At 43.2% G+C, this 16,183-nt stretch carries 12 protein-coding genes; 2 read left to right on the forward strand and 10 right to left on the reverse strand.

What is annotated here, in order from left to right; translation table 11 throughout:
* Window positions 1-38 precede the first annotated feature (38 nt).
* Window positions 39-461, reverse strand: a complete 423-nt coding sequence (locus YH65_RS08330; protein ID WP_046551470.1) for a hypothetical protein — start codon at window positions 459-461, stop codon at window positions 39-41.
* A 196-nt stretch (window positions 462-657) separates the two neighbouring features.
* Between YH65_RS08330 and YH65_RS08335 the strand changes: the two genes are divergently transcribed.
* Window positions 658-1,743 carry a hypothetical protein gene (locus tag YH65_RS08335; protein WP_046551471.1) on the forward strand — a complete coding sequence of 362 codons (1,086 nt, stop codon included), beginning with the start codon at window positions 658-660 and terminating at the stop codon, window positions 1,741-1,743.
* Window positions 1,744-1,882: 139 nt separating this feature from the next.
* Window positions 1,883-3,970, forward strand: a complete 2,088-nt coding sequence (locus YH65_RS11315; RefSeq protein ID WP_052746157.1) for a hypothetical protein — start codon at window positions 1,883-1,885, stop codon at window positions 3,968-3,970.
* 114 nt (window positions 3,971-4,084) lie between these two features.
* Here the strand turns inward: YH65_RS11315 and efp are convergent, their stop codons facing one another.
* The 9 genes from efp to YH65_RS08390 all read right to left on the reverse strand — a co-directional run bounded on the left by efp (window position 4,085) and on the right by YH65_RS08390 (window position 16,183).
* Complete coding sequence (gene efp / locus YH65_RS08350; protein ID WP_046551472.1) at window positions 4,085-4,651, reverse strand: elongation factor P; 567 nt, start codon at window positions 4,649-4,651, stop codon at window positions 4,085-4,087.
* 110 nt (window positions 4,652-4,761) lie between these two features.
* Complete coding sequence (locus tag YH65_RS11730) at window positions 4,762-6,486, reverse strand: efflux RND transporter permease subunit (RefSeq protein ID WP_052746158.1); 1,725 nt, start codon at window positions 6,484-6,486, stop codon at window positions 4,762-4,764.
* Window positions 6,486-8,114, reverse strand: coding sequence for an efflux RND transporter permease subunit (locus YH65_RS11735; RefSeq protein ID WP_046551473.1), 1,629 nt, complete (start codon window positions 8,112-8,114; stop codon window positions 6,486-6,488). Before YH65_RS11735 ends, YH65_RS11730 begins: the two co-directional genes overlap by 1 nt.
* 6 nt (window positions 8,115-8,120) lie before the next feature.
* Window positions 8,121-8,915: an efflux RND transporter periplasmic adaptor subunit gene (locus YH65_RS08365; RefSeq protein ID WP_046551474.1), complete on the reverse strand. Its 795-nt coding sequence runs from the start codon at window positions 8,913-8,915 to the stop codon at window positions 8,121-8,123.
* Window positions 8,912-10,330 (reverse strand): TolC family protein, encoded by a 1,419-nt coding sequence (locus tag YH65_RS08370; RefSeq protein WP_052746159.1) that lies wholly within the window; start codon window positions 10,328-10,330, stop codon window positions 8,912-8,914. Before YH65_RS08370 ends, YH65_RS08365 begins: the two co-directional genes overlap by 4 nt.
* 206 nt (window positions 10,331-10,536) lie before the next feature.
* Entirely contained in the window at window positions 10,537-12,126 is a 1,590-nt protein-coding gene (gene serA, locus YH65_RS08375) for a phosphoglycerate dehydrogenase (protein ID WP_046551475.1), read from the reverse strand.
* Between the two features lie 84 nt (window positions 12,127-12,210).
* Complete coding sequence (locus YH65_RS08380) at window positions 12,211-13,869, reverse strand: 30S ribosomal protein S1 (protein WP_046551476.1); 1,659 nt, start codon at window positions 13,867-13,869, stop codon at window positions 12,211-12,213.
* Between the two features lie 186 nt (window positions 13,870-14,055).
* Entirely contained in the window at window positions 14,056-15,339 is a 1,284-nt protein-coding gene (aroA, locus tag YH65_RS08385; protein ID WP_046551477.1) for a 3-phosphoshikimate 1-carboxyvinyltransferase, read from the reverse strand.
* 10 nt (window positions 15,340-15,349) lie between these two features.
* On the reverse strand, window positions 15,350-16,183 hold the full coding sequence (locus YH65_RS08390) for a 4-hydroxy-3-methylbut-2-enyl diphosphate reductase (protein ID WP_046551478.1): 834 nt from the start codon (window positions 16,181-16,183) through the stop codon (window positions 15,350-15,352).

Here is a 16,183-nt window from a genome sequence, read left to right on the forward strand (position 1 = left end):
CATTTTACAACTTCTATGGTTAATGATCACCTATAGAGTTACCATTTTCTCAGACGTACATGGCATTTCATGCACTGTCCTGAGATCTTGCTGTATGCCTGTAGGGCCTGGACTGCATCTCCGTCAGAGAAACGCTCTTCAACATCGTTTGCTTTGTTCTTGATTTTCTTTTGGATTTTCCGTGTCATCTTCAGATCATTATTCAACCATTTTTCATAAATATCTTTATTGTTCACTTCTGAATCGATCGGTCTGACATTTGTGATGGTCTCCTTAAGCACTTTTGTTCCCGCTTTGATAATATCGACATTGTTATAGAAGAAGCCGGACTGTATATCCTGCATCGCCTGTGCCATCTTCTGCATATCTGCAATCCTGTCTGCCTGCGTATACCCTTCTGCCATCGCAAAAGCCGTTGTTACAGCCGTTAACAGTGTAAACCGACGTAATAATTCTACCATTTTATCATCCCCTTATCGATAATATTATTAGATAACAACATTGTAACCAATTATCTTTAATGAAACAATTACATTTATTATCATCATCAAGTTTAATTACATTTTTTTATACAGTTTAAGTTTTAATTTAAATATTTGTTGATAAGATGCTGATAGGTGATACCTACAAATCAACAACCAAACAAAAGGATGGTATATGAAAAAAACAGTAATTTCATGTGTAGCAGCAGCGGCACTTTTAACAAGTGCTCAAGCAGATTTCAGCTTTGGAGACATGTTCAAAGATATGAAAGAAGCAGCGATTTCTATGAGTAAAGATGCTAAAGACAGCGTCGAGTCCATGAAAGACGGTGCAGTAGAAACAAGTAAGAGTGCTGAAAGAACCGTAACAAATGTAAGTGCGGATGCAAAAGATACATCTGTCAAAGTATCTGACGACCTTAAAACAGCACAAGTTTCAACAAGTAAAGATGTCAGAGATGCAACAGTGGAAGTAGCGGAAGATACAAAAGATTCTATTACTAACACAACAAAAGATCTTAAAGACTCTACTACGATCGCATCCAAAGATATGAAAGATTCGGCTATTTCCGTTTCAAAAGATATCAATGATGCAACGAAAACTGTTTCAAACGACTCAAGAGACTCAGTCAAAACTGTTTCAAATGATTCAAGAGATTCCGTAAAAACTGTCTCGAATGATACAACTGATTCAGTCAAAACTGTTTCCAACGACTCAAGAGACTCAGTCAAAACAGTTTCAAACGACTCAAGAGATTCTGTTAAAACTGTTTCAAACGACACAACTGACTCAGTCAAAACTGTTTCAAACGATTCGAGAGATTCCGTTAAAACCGTTTCCAACGATTCCAGAGATTCTGTTAAAACAGTTTCAAACGATACAAGAGATTCCGTTCAAACCGTTTCCAACGATCTTGATGATACAACAAAAACAGTTTCCAACGATTCAAGAGATTCTGTAAAAACCGTTTCAAATGATTCAAGAGATTCTGTACAAACTGTATCCAACGATACAAGAGACTCTGTAAAAGAAGTTTCCAACGATCTTGATGATACAACAAGAACAGTATCCAACGATTCCAGAGATTCTGTCAAGAGAGTTTCAGACAATGTCAACGACTCTACAAAAACGATCTCCAACGATTCAAGAGATTCTGTAAAAGACGTTTCCGACAATGCGAACGACTCTACAAAAACGATCTCAAAAGAGACAAGAAAATCAGTAAAAGAAGTGGCTGACGATAACGACGCGCACAAATAATCTTTCCATCCACACTTCGAAAAGCTACCGTAACTTTTGGTAGCTTTTCACTTCTATTGATCAAAAATCATTAATTTCATTTATTTTATATATAAATAATATGCTATTCTATATTATTAATTATTCTAAGGATATGCCTATGTCGCTTTTTAAAAAGTTCTTCATTCTAAGCCTGCTGTTCATCATCCCTCTCTCTCTTTTTTCTGCTAATACCAAAAATGACGATTCACTTGCAGTGATCTATACGATCAAAGGCGATGCCGAGAAGAAATACAATGCCATGATGGAAGAGAAACTAAAGACCATAGGATTCAACCTCACCGACCCGCACAAAAGGGTCAATGACCAATACAAAAAGAAATATGGTTCGACCGTTCTGGATGTACTGAGCTTCATGCCCGTTGTCAATGACAAAATGATGCTTCCCCTGCTCAACATCGATCCCCGCATTTCCGGTTTCGGCCCTTTCAATATGCTCATTGCCAAGAAGCTGGATGAAGATTTCACACAGGTGGGGCATCTCTCTCCCAAAGTGATGCTGGATATCCTTGGCATCAAAGATCAAAAGATCCGGGATACTTTCACGGCCAGCTTTGCCTCGCTCGATGCAATGGTCGAAAAGGAACTGGGAGGCAAGAAAAGCTATCTGCCGCTGAAAAAACTGCCAAAGCAGACAATGCTGACTTACGAATACACCTTCGAACCCGTAGACGATATTGAAGACTTCATGGATGAGTTTCAAGGCAAATTCGAAGATGCCTTTATCAAGAAAGAATATCTCATAGCCGGCTATCATAACTTCATGGAGAGCACACCCGATGCCACGGAAGTCCTGAAAGACTACGATGCTTTCTGGACCTATTCCCTCTGTCACCTTGAATTCTCCTACAATATGTTCGATACTGAAAATGCAAAGCCGCTTGCAGGACTCTTCGCACCCTGTACCATGTATATGTTCATTCCCAAAGGGAGCAACAAACTCATTGTGGGTATGTACAGACTGCATAACTGGACCGACAGTCTTGGTATCACCGATGAAAAAAGAGTCAAACTTGTAGAGAAGCTTGACAGGGAGATACCTGAACTTCTCACTTCCCTGGGAATGAAGGCCACTCCGAATGTCAATCCACTGATCGGTTCACCAAAACCGATTGCAAAACCAGCCGTAACACAGAAGAGAAAAGTACCGACAGTACCTGCCAAACCATCAGCTAAAAAAGAAGAAACAAAAGCAAAAGCAGTCGCGACTACAGAGACGAAGAAAACCATCAATATCCCAACAAGTAATAAGACAGTTGAGATCACACTTCCGATACCGCCAAAGCCTGTAAAACCAGTTAAGATAAAAACGTTCCATACACAACAGAAGATACTGGACCGCTCAATAAAATTTTCCAAACGTATGCCTCCGAATTACATTCCCCCGGAACAAAGAATAGCTAAAGGGAAAGCGAAAAATACGGCAACGGATATAGGTGAAGTAGTTCACGGCAGGGTACCTGCCTATATCAGAGGTAAATACATTGATGTTAAAGAAGCTGAAAAACGACTCAAAAAAGCCGGTTTCACCATTTTGGGAGAAACAACACTTGATAAAAAAGGAAATCTGGTCTCCATCGTCTTTACAGACAAAGGGCTGAGAAAAATGGCCGGCAAAAAGAACCGTGGTTTCGCGGCTTCACTGCGTCTGCTTGTCGACAAAAAAGATAACCATATCAGTATTACCAACCCGATATACATGGCCAAGGCATTCATGCAGGATCAGTATGATGACAAGGCAGCCAAAGCAACACTCAAGAAGATCACAGATAACTTCGAAAATCTGCTGAATTCCAAAGACAAACTGAAGTTCCAGCTGCTTCCAAACTACCAGTTCATGCACGGCATGCCAAAATACCAGGATATGGTCGTGGTAGCAAGAGGGGACAATCTGCTTTCCAAAATCAAGAACAACAAGAAAGTACTCTTCGTACAGAAACTGGATAACGGTGCGACCCTGATCGGCGTAGCACTTGGCAGACGTACCGGTAAATTCATCGGACGTATCGGTACGAACAATGCCGCCCTGCTTCCTTACCCTGTCCTCATAGAGAACGGTGAAGCCAAGATCATGGAACCGAAGTATTATATCTCTGTCATGTACCCGCTGCTTCAAATGTCAGAGTTCATGACCATTGCAACCGTACCGGGCGCGATCATCAGAGATTGCGGGAAAGTGTTTAAGTAGAAATATGAATGTTCAACGTATTGCGTTGAACATTTTACTCTTTGATTCTAAGTAAAAAGCAGAGGTAAAGTAAGATTGGAACGGGCGAGTAAAGTCACCCGTCAAATATAAATATTATTTGGCTTTCTCCAGGTACTTCCCTTCAACCGTATCCACCTTGATCATTTCTCCTTCAAGTACATGGAAAGGTACCTGAACTACCGCACCGCTCTCGAGTGTGGCAGGCTTCTTGCCGCCCTGTGAGTCACCTTTGAAGTTAGGCGGTGTCTCAACGATCTTGAGTACCACTGTCTGAGGGATCTCGACAGAAATCGCTTCACCGTTATGGAACAAAATATCCGCTTCCATACCGTCTATCATAAATTCGAATGTCTCTTTACCTACCTGCTCATGTGTCAGGCCGATCTGGTCAAACGTGGTCGTATCCATAAACTGAAGCATCTCGCCATCATCGTAAAGATACTGCATTGTCTTCTGTTCGAGTTCAGGCACTTCAAATTTATCACCCGCATGTACAGTTTTTTCGATCACCTTACCTGTTTTGAGGTTCTTGATCTTGACACGTACGAACGCCGCGCCTTTACCCGGCTTAACGTGTTGGAATTCAGTTACTTTATACGGGTTGCCGTCCAGTTCAAGTCTTACGCCTTTTTTGATATCACCCATTCCGATTGTTGCCATGATATATCCTTAAAAATAAATTGAGTGATTATAGCAAAGAGTTGGTAAAAGGGTAATGGACAGCACCGGAGAGTGAGTAAAAACACTCTCCGACACAGAAAGAAGGTTTGTTATTTTGTAATAGAAATACTGTCTTTGCGTTTACCGTGTTCATCAAGATGGAAATCCATCGCTTTTGAATTGTGCATCAGTACCGGTACGAAGATCAGCGATACAAAGACCGCCGCTACCGTACCAGAGATCAGTGCGACACCCAGACCGCCAAAGACAGGGTCGGAAGCAAGCAGTGCCGAACCAAGGATGATCGCAACAGCGGTCAGTGCGATTGGTTTCGCTCTGGTCGCCGTTGCAGTGGCAATTGCCTCTTTCTTGTCCATACCGTGATATTCCATCAGCGACTTGGCAAAGTCGATCAGAAGCAGTGAGTTCCTCGAACTGATACCCATCAGGGCGATAAAGCCGATCAGCGAGGTCGCTGTCAGGAAGAAGGTCTCACTCGTAAAGAAGTTGGCCACCCAGTGCCCTACGATCACACCAATAAGAGAGAGGAACGATCCAAGCAGGATAATACCCGAAATGGCAAAGCTCTTATAGTAGATCACCAATAGCAGGAAGATCAGTACCAATGCAGCGATGAACGCACCACCAAGATCCCTGAAGGTATCAAGTGTCACTTTCATCTCACCGTCCCAGCGAAGCAGGAACTTTTCTCCGGTCTTTTTATCCGTCAGGTAAAGATCGAACATATAGGTTGTAAATCCGGCCTTCTCGATCTCATAATCTTTGGAGAATGCTTCTATCATTTTCTCTCTTGCATCAAGCAGCGGATAGACCTGAGAGACCATGTCCGTTTCGGCAACAACATTGACCATACGGGAAAGGTCTTTGTGCATAATCATCGGACTCGATTTTACCTTCCTGATCGTCACCACTTCACTGAGTGGTACCATCATCCCTTTCATGTTCATCAGGTTCAAAGAAGAAAGTTTGCTTCGCAATTCATTTTCATTACGTCCATTCAGTGTTTTACTCTCTTTTTGTAATATGAGGAATATCGGTATCTGGTCAGGCACGTCTTTTGAGTTCTTGTGTGCTATGACCATCCCCTCGAATGCCAGATAAAGAATGTTGTTTACCTGTTCAACGCTCAATCCGCTTCTGGCCACCTTTTCTTTGTCTGGAATCAGTTCAAATTTATCAAAAATATCGTCCATCATCACGTCAATATCGACAAGACCTTCGGTTTTTGCAAAAATATTTGCAACACGTACAGAAATGTCACGGACTTTCTTCAGGTTCTCACCATGCACTTCAAGTACAATAGAAGCCAGTGTCGGAGGTCCGGCAGGCTGTTCAACGAATTTGATGTTGGTTCCCTTGACCAGAGGCAGACATTTCTTTTTAACGATGGGTCTAAGTCTCTGTGTCATGAGAAAAGAGGGTTCTGCTCTCGTATGTTTGTCCGTAAGATTGACAGAAATTTCTGAAACATTCTCCGTACTTTTCATCGCTGCACCTTTGACAAGTCCCGCATAATCAAGTGGTATACCCTGCCCGCGGAAGAGCTCAAGGTTCATGATCTCTTTTTCATCTTTAAGTATATCGATGACACACTGGTTGACCTTGTCTGTCTGTTCTATGGAAGATCCCGTCGGTGTATCCACATAGACAGAGAAGGTATTGTCGCTTTTTCCGGGAAGCATTTTTGCCAGCACCATTTTGGTGGGAAACATCATCAAAGAGAGGAAGAAAGCCGCTGCTGTCAATACAATGACCAGCATCTTCTTGCTTTTACTGCTAAGGATGCCGTAAATGAATTTTTCCAAACCTTTCATTACTTGACCTCCTTGTTCTTTTTATCTTTTTTATGATGATGGTGCTTATGTACCGGTTTTTTCAACAGTTTCAAACTCAAATACGGTGTAAAGATATACGCCACAAAAAGTGAAGCGATCAATGCCACCGGTACATTATAGGGGATAGGCTTCATGAACGATCCCATCATGCCCCCGACAAATGCCATCGGTACCATCGTCAGAATGATCGCAAGTGTCGCAACGTTTGTAGGTGCACCGATCTCATCAGTCGCTTCGATCAACAGCTGATCCATCTCTTTCTCATCAACATCATGTGCATGCAGGTGCCTGTGGATATTTTCGATCACAATGATCGCCGCATCCACCAGTAGTCCCAGCGAGAGCAGGAAGGCAAAGAGGGTGATCCTGTTGATCGTCTGTCCGGAGAGATAGGCTACGAAAAGTGTGATAGCCAAAATAGCCGGCACGGTAAAGGTAACGATCAGAGACTCTTTCCATCCCAAAGCAAATACCAGCATCAAAGCGATGATGACAATGGTGATGATCAGGTGATTCATCAACTCGTTAACCGCTTCATTCGCACGTTCACCATAGTTTCGTGTAATAATGTAACCTATCCCCTCTTTGGCGAATTCTTTTTCATGTTCCTTCAGGACTTCGAGTACATCTTCGGCAACGAAGACCGCATTGGTCCCGGCAAGTTTTGCCACAGTAAGCGTCACCTGGTTTCTCTCTTCGCCGAGTTTGGTCGCATTGGCATCTTCCTTAAAACGCACTGTCGCTGTTTTAAAGTTCTGTATGTCCATACCTTCGGTTACTTTGGCAACGTCCCTGAGATAAATCGGTGACCCCATGTACTGTGCCACTATAACAGAACCGACATCCTGAACATTCTCTATAGCATTTTTGACACCGAAGATCACCAGCTCATTATTTTTAGTACGTCCTTTGACATCGGGAACATCCACAGCAACGGACTGTACCGCCTTCATGATCTGCCCCATCGAAAGGTGATAGGCGGAGAGTTTGCTCATATCCACCTCGATGTTGTATTGCGCCTTTCTGGCACCCTTCAGGGTTGTTTTAGCCACATTATCCACGGCATTGATCTTCTGCTGTATTTTTCTCACCATTTCAAAGAGTTTAACATCATCAACATTACTCCCTTTTTTTGGGTAGAATGCCACAGTGACAATAGGAATATCGATGTCGATATCAAACGGTTTGATCAAAGGTTGCATGACCCCTTTTGGCATCAGGTCCATGTTCTGCATGACCTTGTCATAGAGTTTTAGGTTAGAATCTTCACGGTTCTCACCGATATAGTACATAACACTGACGACCCCATAGTTATTAAATGCCTGTCCGTAAATATGCTCAATACCTTTGACCTCACGCAGTTTACGCTCCAGGGGATTGATAATGATATTCTCGATCTCACGAGGCGTTGCTCCGGGCATCGCTACGACAACCCCACCACCGGAAATTGCGATCTGTGGATCTTCCTCTCTTGGCATGATATTGAGTGCCAAATATCCCATAAGGAGCAAAAATACACCCAGTACCGCGGTCAAAGGATTGCGTAAAAATCCTTTTGCAAGCTTCCCGGCATAGTCCGTTACCTGATATTCATTTTTTTCAGCCATATTACTTTACCTGATAATGATTTTGGCATACATGCCGGGATAAACCGACTTGCCTTTGTGGTCAAACTCTATCTTGATCTTGAATTTGTGTGTCATAGGATTGGAACTCGGTATGATAGACGAGATCTTTCCTGTCGTTTTCAACGCCAGAGATGGTATTTCCACTTCGACTTTTTTACCCAGACTAATATGGGGTAACTGTGTTTCAGAGATCTCCGCAACGATCTTGAGACGACTTAGGTCTGTCAGAACCACAGCAGGCATTCCGGGAATGGCCATCTCCCCCTCATTGATCTTTTTTGCAACAATAACACCGTCATTGGGAGCGGTGATCTTCAGGTAATTATACTGATTAAGCACTTCTTCTTTTTTTGCCAAGGCCTGGTTGACCTGCTCCTGGGATATAGTTACCATATCTTTAAGGTTCTTTGCTGCCAGTTGAAGAGTTTCCAACTCATATTTGGAAACCATCTTCTTCTCATAAAGTCTTTTGTGTCTCGCTAAGTTGAGTATAACGTTGTTATATTGGTTTTTGTTCATCTGCAGTGCCAGTCTTGCCTGTGAGATCGCAAGATCAACCTGTCTTTCCGCTGCTTCGATCTCTTTGGAGTCGATCTCGTAAAGCAATTGCCCTTTTTTTACGATATCACCTTCCGATACCGCCATGTTTTTAATATAACCCATATAACGGCTTGTCATCATCTTCTGGTTATCAGATACAACCGATCCGCTCAAGTCAATTTCTACTGCACTCAGCGTTGTCAGTAGGGCAGCTGCCATTAGTGTAATGATCTTTTTCATACATCTCCTCCTTTGTTTATAATACTTTCAAGTTCGAATATTTTGGTATTTCTCTTGTTGACCACCGTTAAGAGTTTTAAGAGTGATTCAAGCTGTTTGGACTGCTGGATCAGCACATCTGTAATAGAAGCAAGTCCTTCTTCATAGCGTGTCCTATAGTTTTCATAGACTCTTTTGGCAAACTGTAGCTGTTTCTTATAGCTCTTGATATCCGCATCTGCACTCAATATCTCTGTTTTGAGTTTTTTTGCCTTAAGTACGATCCCTTTTTTAGCCAACTCGACCTGGTCACGCACCTGCAGACGTTTGAGTTTCGCTTTCTCAAGTCTGGCATCGTCCTGCCCGCCGTTGAAGATGTTCCATTTTGCCTGAACACCGAAAGTATAGGAATCTTTTCCGGTAAAATCGTTAAAGAGCGTATTGTCTGCACTTCCATACTCTGCAAAACCACCCACCGTCGGTAAAAAACTTGACTTTTCCACTTTAACTGCCATTTCAGAAATCTGTAATCCAAGCTTGGCTTTTTGAATATCGATATTGTTTAATTCAAGCGTATGCTTGTCCACATGTGGCATTGGTGCTCTGGCACTGACCTTATGAATGGAACTTATATCTCTATTAAGCAGGAAAGAAAGAAACTGGTAAGCAAGATCTCTGTTAAGTTTTGCCTGGTTATACATACTATCAGCCTCGGCTTTTCTCGCCTGTACTTCAAGCAGATCCATCTCTTTGGCATAGCCTTCCTTCTGCATATTCCTAATCACATCTTCGAGTGTATTAATGTTCTTCCTGATCTTGGAGAGATTGGTAATATAACGTTCCACCAGAGAAATATCGTAAAAAGCTTTTTTTACTTCATATATTTTAACATTCAAGAGTTTTTGCGTATCGTATTTGCTCATACGGTACATTGATTCCATGATATGTTTATACTCTGTCAGTTTACCGCCGGTATAGATAGGTAGCATATAGGAGAGTTTTGTCTGGTAGTTGTTTCTGGCGCCGGGATAATTCAGGTCATGTGGCTGAATTTCCAATATACTGCTCATACCTTGAAGCATTTGCGGTGTCAATTGCCCGTTATTCGCAGCCATTAATGCATTTCCTATCGGTTCAAGGAATTGGCTGAAACCAAAATCTCCAAATGTCGCTTCCCTGTCCATCAGCTTAAAACCAAAAACATTCAAAGCATCGTTGGAGCGCATTCCTGAAAGAGTGACATCAAGAGAACCGTAGTTCATACCTTCTGCCACCTTTACTTCCATAGCCTGCATCTGTTCATTGAAACGTGCGACCTTTACTTCCAGGTTATCATGCTTCACCATATCCAATGCCTCGCGAAGTGGCAGGTTCTTTACTCCCGCAACAAGCGGTAAAGAAAGAGATAATAAAAGTATCACTCTTTTCATCATCATTGTATCTCCTCAATATAATCGTTTATTATAGCACAAGATGTAGCATTATTGTGCTTTTTTTGTAGTATTCGCGCGAATTATATCAGAATTAATTTAAAATAATGAAGAATAACTATCTTTTTCATCAATTTGTTTGAATGGAATATGAATAAAGAGTTAAAGTAAAAAATTCAGTTGACAAACTACAGGCAAATGCCTGTAGTTTGTTAAAGCGTTGCGTGACTTACACTGATGCATGCCTCAAGCGCAGAGAGCGCATCGAGTACATCTTTGGAAACCTGACCGTCAACACGGACCACGGCAAGTGCCTGCTGTTTCTTGTCCCGTCCCAGTCTGAAGTCAGAAATGTTCAGACCATTTTCTGCAAGAATACGGCCTACGTCACCGATCACACCCGGAGTGTCCGTATTTCTAAAGAAGATCATCGTCCCTTTTGGTTCAACATCCAGAATATAGTCATCAATCTCGATAATGCGCTGTACAGTATCGTCAAAAACAGTTCCCGCGATCATGATCGTACTGTCAGCCGTAGTAAGCTTGATCTTCACTTTGTTCGTGAAACCACTGGTGTTAGGCAGCACTTCATTGGCAAGTTCGATGCCACGCTCTTTGGCAACAAATTCGGCATTCACGTAATTCACCTGATCTGCAAGCGATTCGGTCAGTACACCTACGGTAGCGAATGTCTGCATAGAGGCAAGATAATCCGATACCGGGCCTTTGGCAGTCACTTTGATAGACTTGACTGCAGATTTTGTCACCTGTGAAGAGAGATGCCCCATTTTCTGGATCAGTTCAAGGTACGGACGTACAAAGTCCGGCAATTCATTTTCTTTGATCGGAAGGTTCAGTGCATTCGGATAGGCAATACCTTTTGCCGCCGCAATCGCATTTTCCGCTGCCTGAATGGCAATGTTACGCTGAGACTCTTTTGTATTGGCACCAAGGTGAGGTGTCACCGTTACATTATCAAGATCCAATAGAGGATGATCTGTAGCCGGCTCTTTGTTGAAAACATCGATACCTGCCATGGCGATCTTACCTGATTTCAAGCCTTCAAGAAGTGCTTCTTCATTGTATAACCCGCCACGTGCACAGTTGATGAGGATCACACCATCTTTCATTTTGGCGATCTCATCCTTACTGATCATACCAATGGTCTCTTCAGTTTTCGGTGTATGGATCGTAATGATGTCGCAAGCAAGAATATCTTCAAAATTCTTGGTATATCCGATATCAAGATCGGTTGCTTTGCTAGGATCGATATACGGGTCATATGCCAGTACATCCATCTCAAAAGCTTTGGCTCTTTTACCCACACGCGAACCGATGTTACCAAAACCGATGATACCCAGTTTTTTGTCTTTCAGCTCTGTACCGTACCAGTCCTGTCTTCTCCAGACACGGTCCAGCTTAAGATTATTGTGCGCATAGGGAAATTGTCTGACACAGGAAAGCATGTGTGCCAAAGTCAGCTCGACCGCAGCGATCGTATTGGCTGTAGGTACGTTCATGACTACGATACCCTGCTTGCTTGAACCGGGTATATCTACATTGTCCACACCTACACCCGCACGTACAATGGCAGTGATCTTTTTGGCTGATTCAAGAAAAGCCGCATCTACATCTGTAGATGAACGCGTAATGGCAACATCCGCCAGTGGGATGATCTCCGCAATGAGTTTGTCTTTGGGTTCATCCGCTGCATTGATAAGTTCAATCTCGCTATCGTTCGCAAGTATATCCAAACCGCTTTGGTGAATATGGTCACAAACAACAATTGTTTTTTTTGACATCTGAAAACCTTTTAATTTGGGTTGTGTTTAAGTGTATCTATGAAGATAGTGCATGCAGAAGATGCATACACCGTTTTTATTCGATTATTTTTTGAACTTGTCACCGAAAGCATCGCCGAGTGTCATGCTATCATCCTGGTTAAGATTGAGTTGTTCCATCGCTTCTCTCTCTTCCTGTCGCTCAAGTCTCTTGACGGATACTCTGATCCTGTCATTGTTCTCGTCGATGAAAGAGATCACACCTTTGATCTCCTGGCCTTTTTCGATCTCGTCGAATTTAAGCGGGTGGAGGTCTTCCGTTCTGATCAGTGCATCGACATTGTCGTCAAGTGCGATAAATACACCGAAATCTTTTTTGTCCTTGACAGTACCGGTTACGATAGAACCGTTCTTGTGCGTCTGTGCAAATGCTTTGATCGGAGAATCTTCAAGCGCTTTTTTGCTCAGAGAAATTTTCCCTGCATCTTTGTCGATCTTAATGATCTTCACTTCAACTTCGTCACCGACTGCAAGTTCAGACTTGGCATTCTTGCTCTTATCCCATGATATCTCCTGGTTATGAAGAAGACCTTCTACCGAACCTACTTTTACAAAAGCACCAAAATCTGTAATGGAAGTGACTTTACCTTTGACGACATCACCGACTCTGTACTGCTGTACAAATGCATCCATAGGTTTAGGAAGAAGGCTCTTGAGGCTTACTCTGAGTCTTCTGCCTTCTTTGTCAACTTCGATCACTTCAACATTGATCTCTTCGCCGTTTGTCAGATAATCTTTGGGGTGCTTGACATTTTTATCCCAAGAAATTTCAGATACATGAAGGAACGCTTCAAGATCTTCACCAAGATCAACGAATACACCGTAAGGCTCAATGTTGGAAACTGTTGCTGTTACTGTATCGCCTACACCGATGATAGAATCGATATCTGCCCAAGGATCAGGATTGGCATCTTTGATAGAAAGAGAAAGATGTCTTTTTTTCTTATCATATTCAAGTGCAATGACATTGACCTCGTCACCTTCCTGGAAATATTTGGAAGGATTGACCGGACCTTTATGGGAGATCTGTGAATAGTGAACAAGACCGTCCATTCCACCCACATCTACAAACATACCGTAAGATGTAATCTTTTTGATCGTACCTACGACAGGCTCTTTATTCTCTAGAAGTTCTCCAACGATCTCATCTGTTTTCGCCTTATCTCTTTCGATAAGTTCTTTTCTTGAAACAACAACTGACCCTTTGTCTTTATCGACTTTTACGATAACTGCTTTGACTTTTTTGCCAATAGCTTCAAAACCTGGCTTCGAAGAAAGGTATGAAAGTGTGCGTGGCATGAAGAATTCAAGACCATCCACCTCAACGACGTATCCGCCTTTGTTCTTCTTGGTCACAACACCTTCGATGATATATTCCTGCTCTTCGTCATACTCAGAGATGAACTCGTTCAATGCCGCTCTTCCGAGTGCCGCTTTGTAAGAGATACGTCCCCTACCCATGTTCAATACATCAATGTTGTCACCGACATTAAAGAGAATATTTCCCTCTTCATCTTTGATCTCGTCGAGTGCTAGGTTTGCATCTCTACCGCCACCGATATCCACTACAGCCAAATTGTCTTTCTCATCGATCTTAACGACCGTACCGGTTACCAAATCACTTCTTGATTCTGATTTTTTAAACGATTCCTCAAGCATCGCCTCAAAATCTACATCTTCTATTTCGATATCTTCGAACTTCATACCTATCCTTATGTGTACACAAATTTTGCGATATTATATCTAAATTTTTTATCAGAATGCTTAGGATGGAAACAAATTTTAGGTACCGTAGGTCGGGGTGCCCTCGTCCCGACATTAAATGGTAAAAAATGTTTATTTGTATTTAAAATCTAAATTGTCGGGGTAAGGCTACCCCGACCTACACCATTAATAACGGGAAATACTCTCAAATACCTCAAAATAGGTTGGGAAAGTCTTAGCCGTACATTCAGGTTCGTTGATTGTCACGGAGACCGGGTCAAGTGCGAGTAGTGAAAAACACATCGCCATGCGATGATCATCATAGGTATCGATGGAGGCATGCTTGAGCTGCACAGGAGGGGTAATGGTGAGATAATCCTCACCCTCTTCCACTTCCGCACCTACTTTACGCAATTCCGTTGCCATGGCATGGAGCCTGTCCGTCTCTTTGACACGCCAATTGTAGATGTTACGCAGGGTAGTCGTCCCTTCGGCGAACAGTGCCGTGGTCGCAATGGTCATCGCCGCATCGGGGATATGGTTGAAATCCATATTGACCGCATTGAGCTCTCCCCTACTGACGGAGACATAGTCATCTCCCCATTCTACTTTGGCACCCATCTTCTCAAGTACATCTGCAAAAGCGACATCTCCCTGTATAGATGCTTTCCCTATACCTGTCACTTTGACCGTCCCGCCCTTAATGGCCGCTGCCGCCAGGAAATAGGAAGCCGAAGAGGCATCTCCTTCGACCATGAAAGTTTCAAGCGCCTGGTAGGTTTGTCCACCTTTAATAAAGAAACGTTCATAATTCTCATTACGAACCTCCACACCGAACTGCTTCATGATATGCAATGTTATGTCGATGTAGGGTTTGGATACAAGTTCGCCCACGATATCAATCTGCATGTCTCCCCGAGCCATCGGTGCAGCCATCAGGAGTGCCGTCAAAAACTGGCTCGAGATCGAACCGTCTATCCTGACCTCTCCGCCTTTGAGTCCGTCAGCTTCGATCTTCAACGGCGGATACCCTTCATTCTCAAGGTAAGTGATCTTCGCCCCTGCTTCTCTAAGTGCATCCACCAGATGGCCTATAGGCCGCTCTTTCATACGCAGTTCTCCGGTAAGCACATAGGTTCCGCTTCCCAGCGTCAAAGCAGCACATAGCGGGCGCATGGCTGTTCCGGCATTTCCCAAAAAGAGTTCCAGAGGTTTTTTCGTATGAAAGGGGCCGCCGTTTCCAACCACGGTACATTCCGTTCTGTCTTCCGAAAGTGTATATTCCACACCCAGAAGTTTAAGCGCATTGAGCATATGCCGGGTATCGTCACTCTCAAGCAGATTGGTGATCCTGGTTGTTCCTTCTGCCAGTGCCGCGATCAGCAGCGCTCTGTTGGAGAGACTTTTGGAGCCGGGAAGATTTACTTCTCCTTCGATGTATCTGATCGGCTTGAGTGTGATGCTGTTCATGCTGCTCTGCTTACTTTAATGCTTCGATTTTATCAATAACGTTTTGAACGATCCAGTCCGGTGTTGAAGCACCCGCCGAAATACCGCAAAGCTTCTTCCCCCCGAACCATTGGGGATCCAGTTCCGATTCATTCTCTACCAGGTAGCTGTCATCACAGTAACTTTTGCAGATAGAGTGCAGCTGTTTGGTATTGGAAGAGTGTTTCCCTCCTATCACGATCATGACATCTGCATCCCTGGCAAGCTCTGCCGCTGCATCCTGGTTTTCGAATGTCGCATTGCAGATCGTATTGAAGACACGTACCTCTTTATGGTTGAGGATCAGCGCATTGACGATCTTTAGAAAATCTTCCGGCTTTCGGGTAGTTTGCGCTACCACTGCTACTTTTGAAAGGATAGGAAGCCCTTCAAGTTCATCTTCATGCCTGACGATGAAAGCGTTGCGAAGGTCTTTTGCATAAGAGACAACACCTTTGATCTCAGGGTGCTCTTTGTCACCGAAAATGACAATACTGTAACCTTTTTCACTCATATTTGCAACGATATTCTGGGGTGTCGTCACATAGGGACAGGTCGCATCAATGATCGGGTTCTCCTGTGCTTTAAGCTGGGAAAGTTCATCTTTGGGGATACCATGTGTACGGATAACCACGGAATCTTCCGGTGTCACATCATCGAGTTTTTCGGCCAGTCCGATATCAAACCCTTCTTTGAGGCGGTTAATCTCGTCTTTGTTATGGATAAGCGGTCCGTAGGTCTTGCTTCCCTGATGCTCTTCAGCGATCTTGATGGCGCGCTTCACCCCGAAACAGAAACCGTAACTCGATGCAAGCTGTATCTTCAT

The organism is Sulfurovum lithotrophicum, assembly GCF_000987835.1.
GTDB lineage: Bacteria > Campylobacterota > Campylobacteria > Campylobacterales > Sulfurovaceae > Sulfurovum > Sulfurovum lithotrophicum.

Bases quoted from the DNA above. Each gene is read 5' to 3' on its own strand.
- YH65_RS11735 (WP_046551473.1), bottom strand. From the start codon at position 8,114: ATGGCTGAAAAAAATGAATATCAGGTAACGGACTATGCCGGGAAGCTT.
- YH65_RS08370 (WP_052746159.1), bottom strand. From the start codon at position 10,330: ATGATGATGAAAAGAGTGATACTTTTATTATCTCTTTCTTTACCGCTT.
- YH65_RS08365 (WP_046551474.1), bottom strand. From the start codon at position 8,915: ATGAAAAAGATCATTACACTAATGGCAGCTGCCCTACTGACAACGCTG.
- YH65_RS08330 (WP_046551470.1), bottom strand. From the start codon at position 461: ATGGTAGAATTATTACGTCGGTTTACACTGTTAACGGCTGTAACAACG.
- YH65_RS08335 (WP_046551471.1), top strand. From the start codon at position 658: ATGAAAAAAACAGTAATTTCATGTGTAGCAGCAGCGGCACTTTTAACA.
- YH65_RS11730 (WP_052746158.1), bottom strand. From the start codon at position 6,486: ATGAAAGGTTTGGAAAAATTCATTTACGGCATCCTTAGCAGTAAAAGC.
- YH65_RS08380 (WP_046551476.1), bottom strand. From the start codon at position 13,869: ATGAAGTTCGAAGATATCGAAATAGAAGATGTAGATTTTGAGGCGATG.
- aroA (WP_046551477.1), bottom strand. From the start codon at position 15,339: ATGAACAGCATCACACTCAAGCCGATCAGATACATCGAAGGAGAAGTA.
- efp (WP_046551472.1), bottom strand. From the start codon at position 4,651: ATGGCAACAATCGGAATGGGTGATATCAAAAAAGGCGTAAGACTTGAA.
- serA (WP_046551475.1), bottom strand. From the start codon at position 12,126: ATGTCAAAAAAAACAATTGTTGTTTGTGACCATATTCACCAAAGCGGT.
- YH65_RS11315 (WP_052746157.1), top strand. From the start codon at position 1,883: ATGTCGCTTTTTAAAAAGTTCTTCATTCTAAGCCTGCTGTTCATCATC.
- YH65_RS08390 (WP_046551478.1), bottom strand. From the start codon at position 16,183: ATGAAGATACAGCTTGCATCGAGTTACGGTTTCTGTTTCGGGGTGAAG.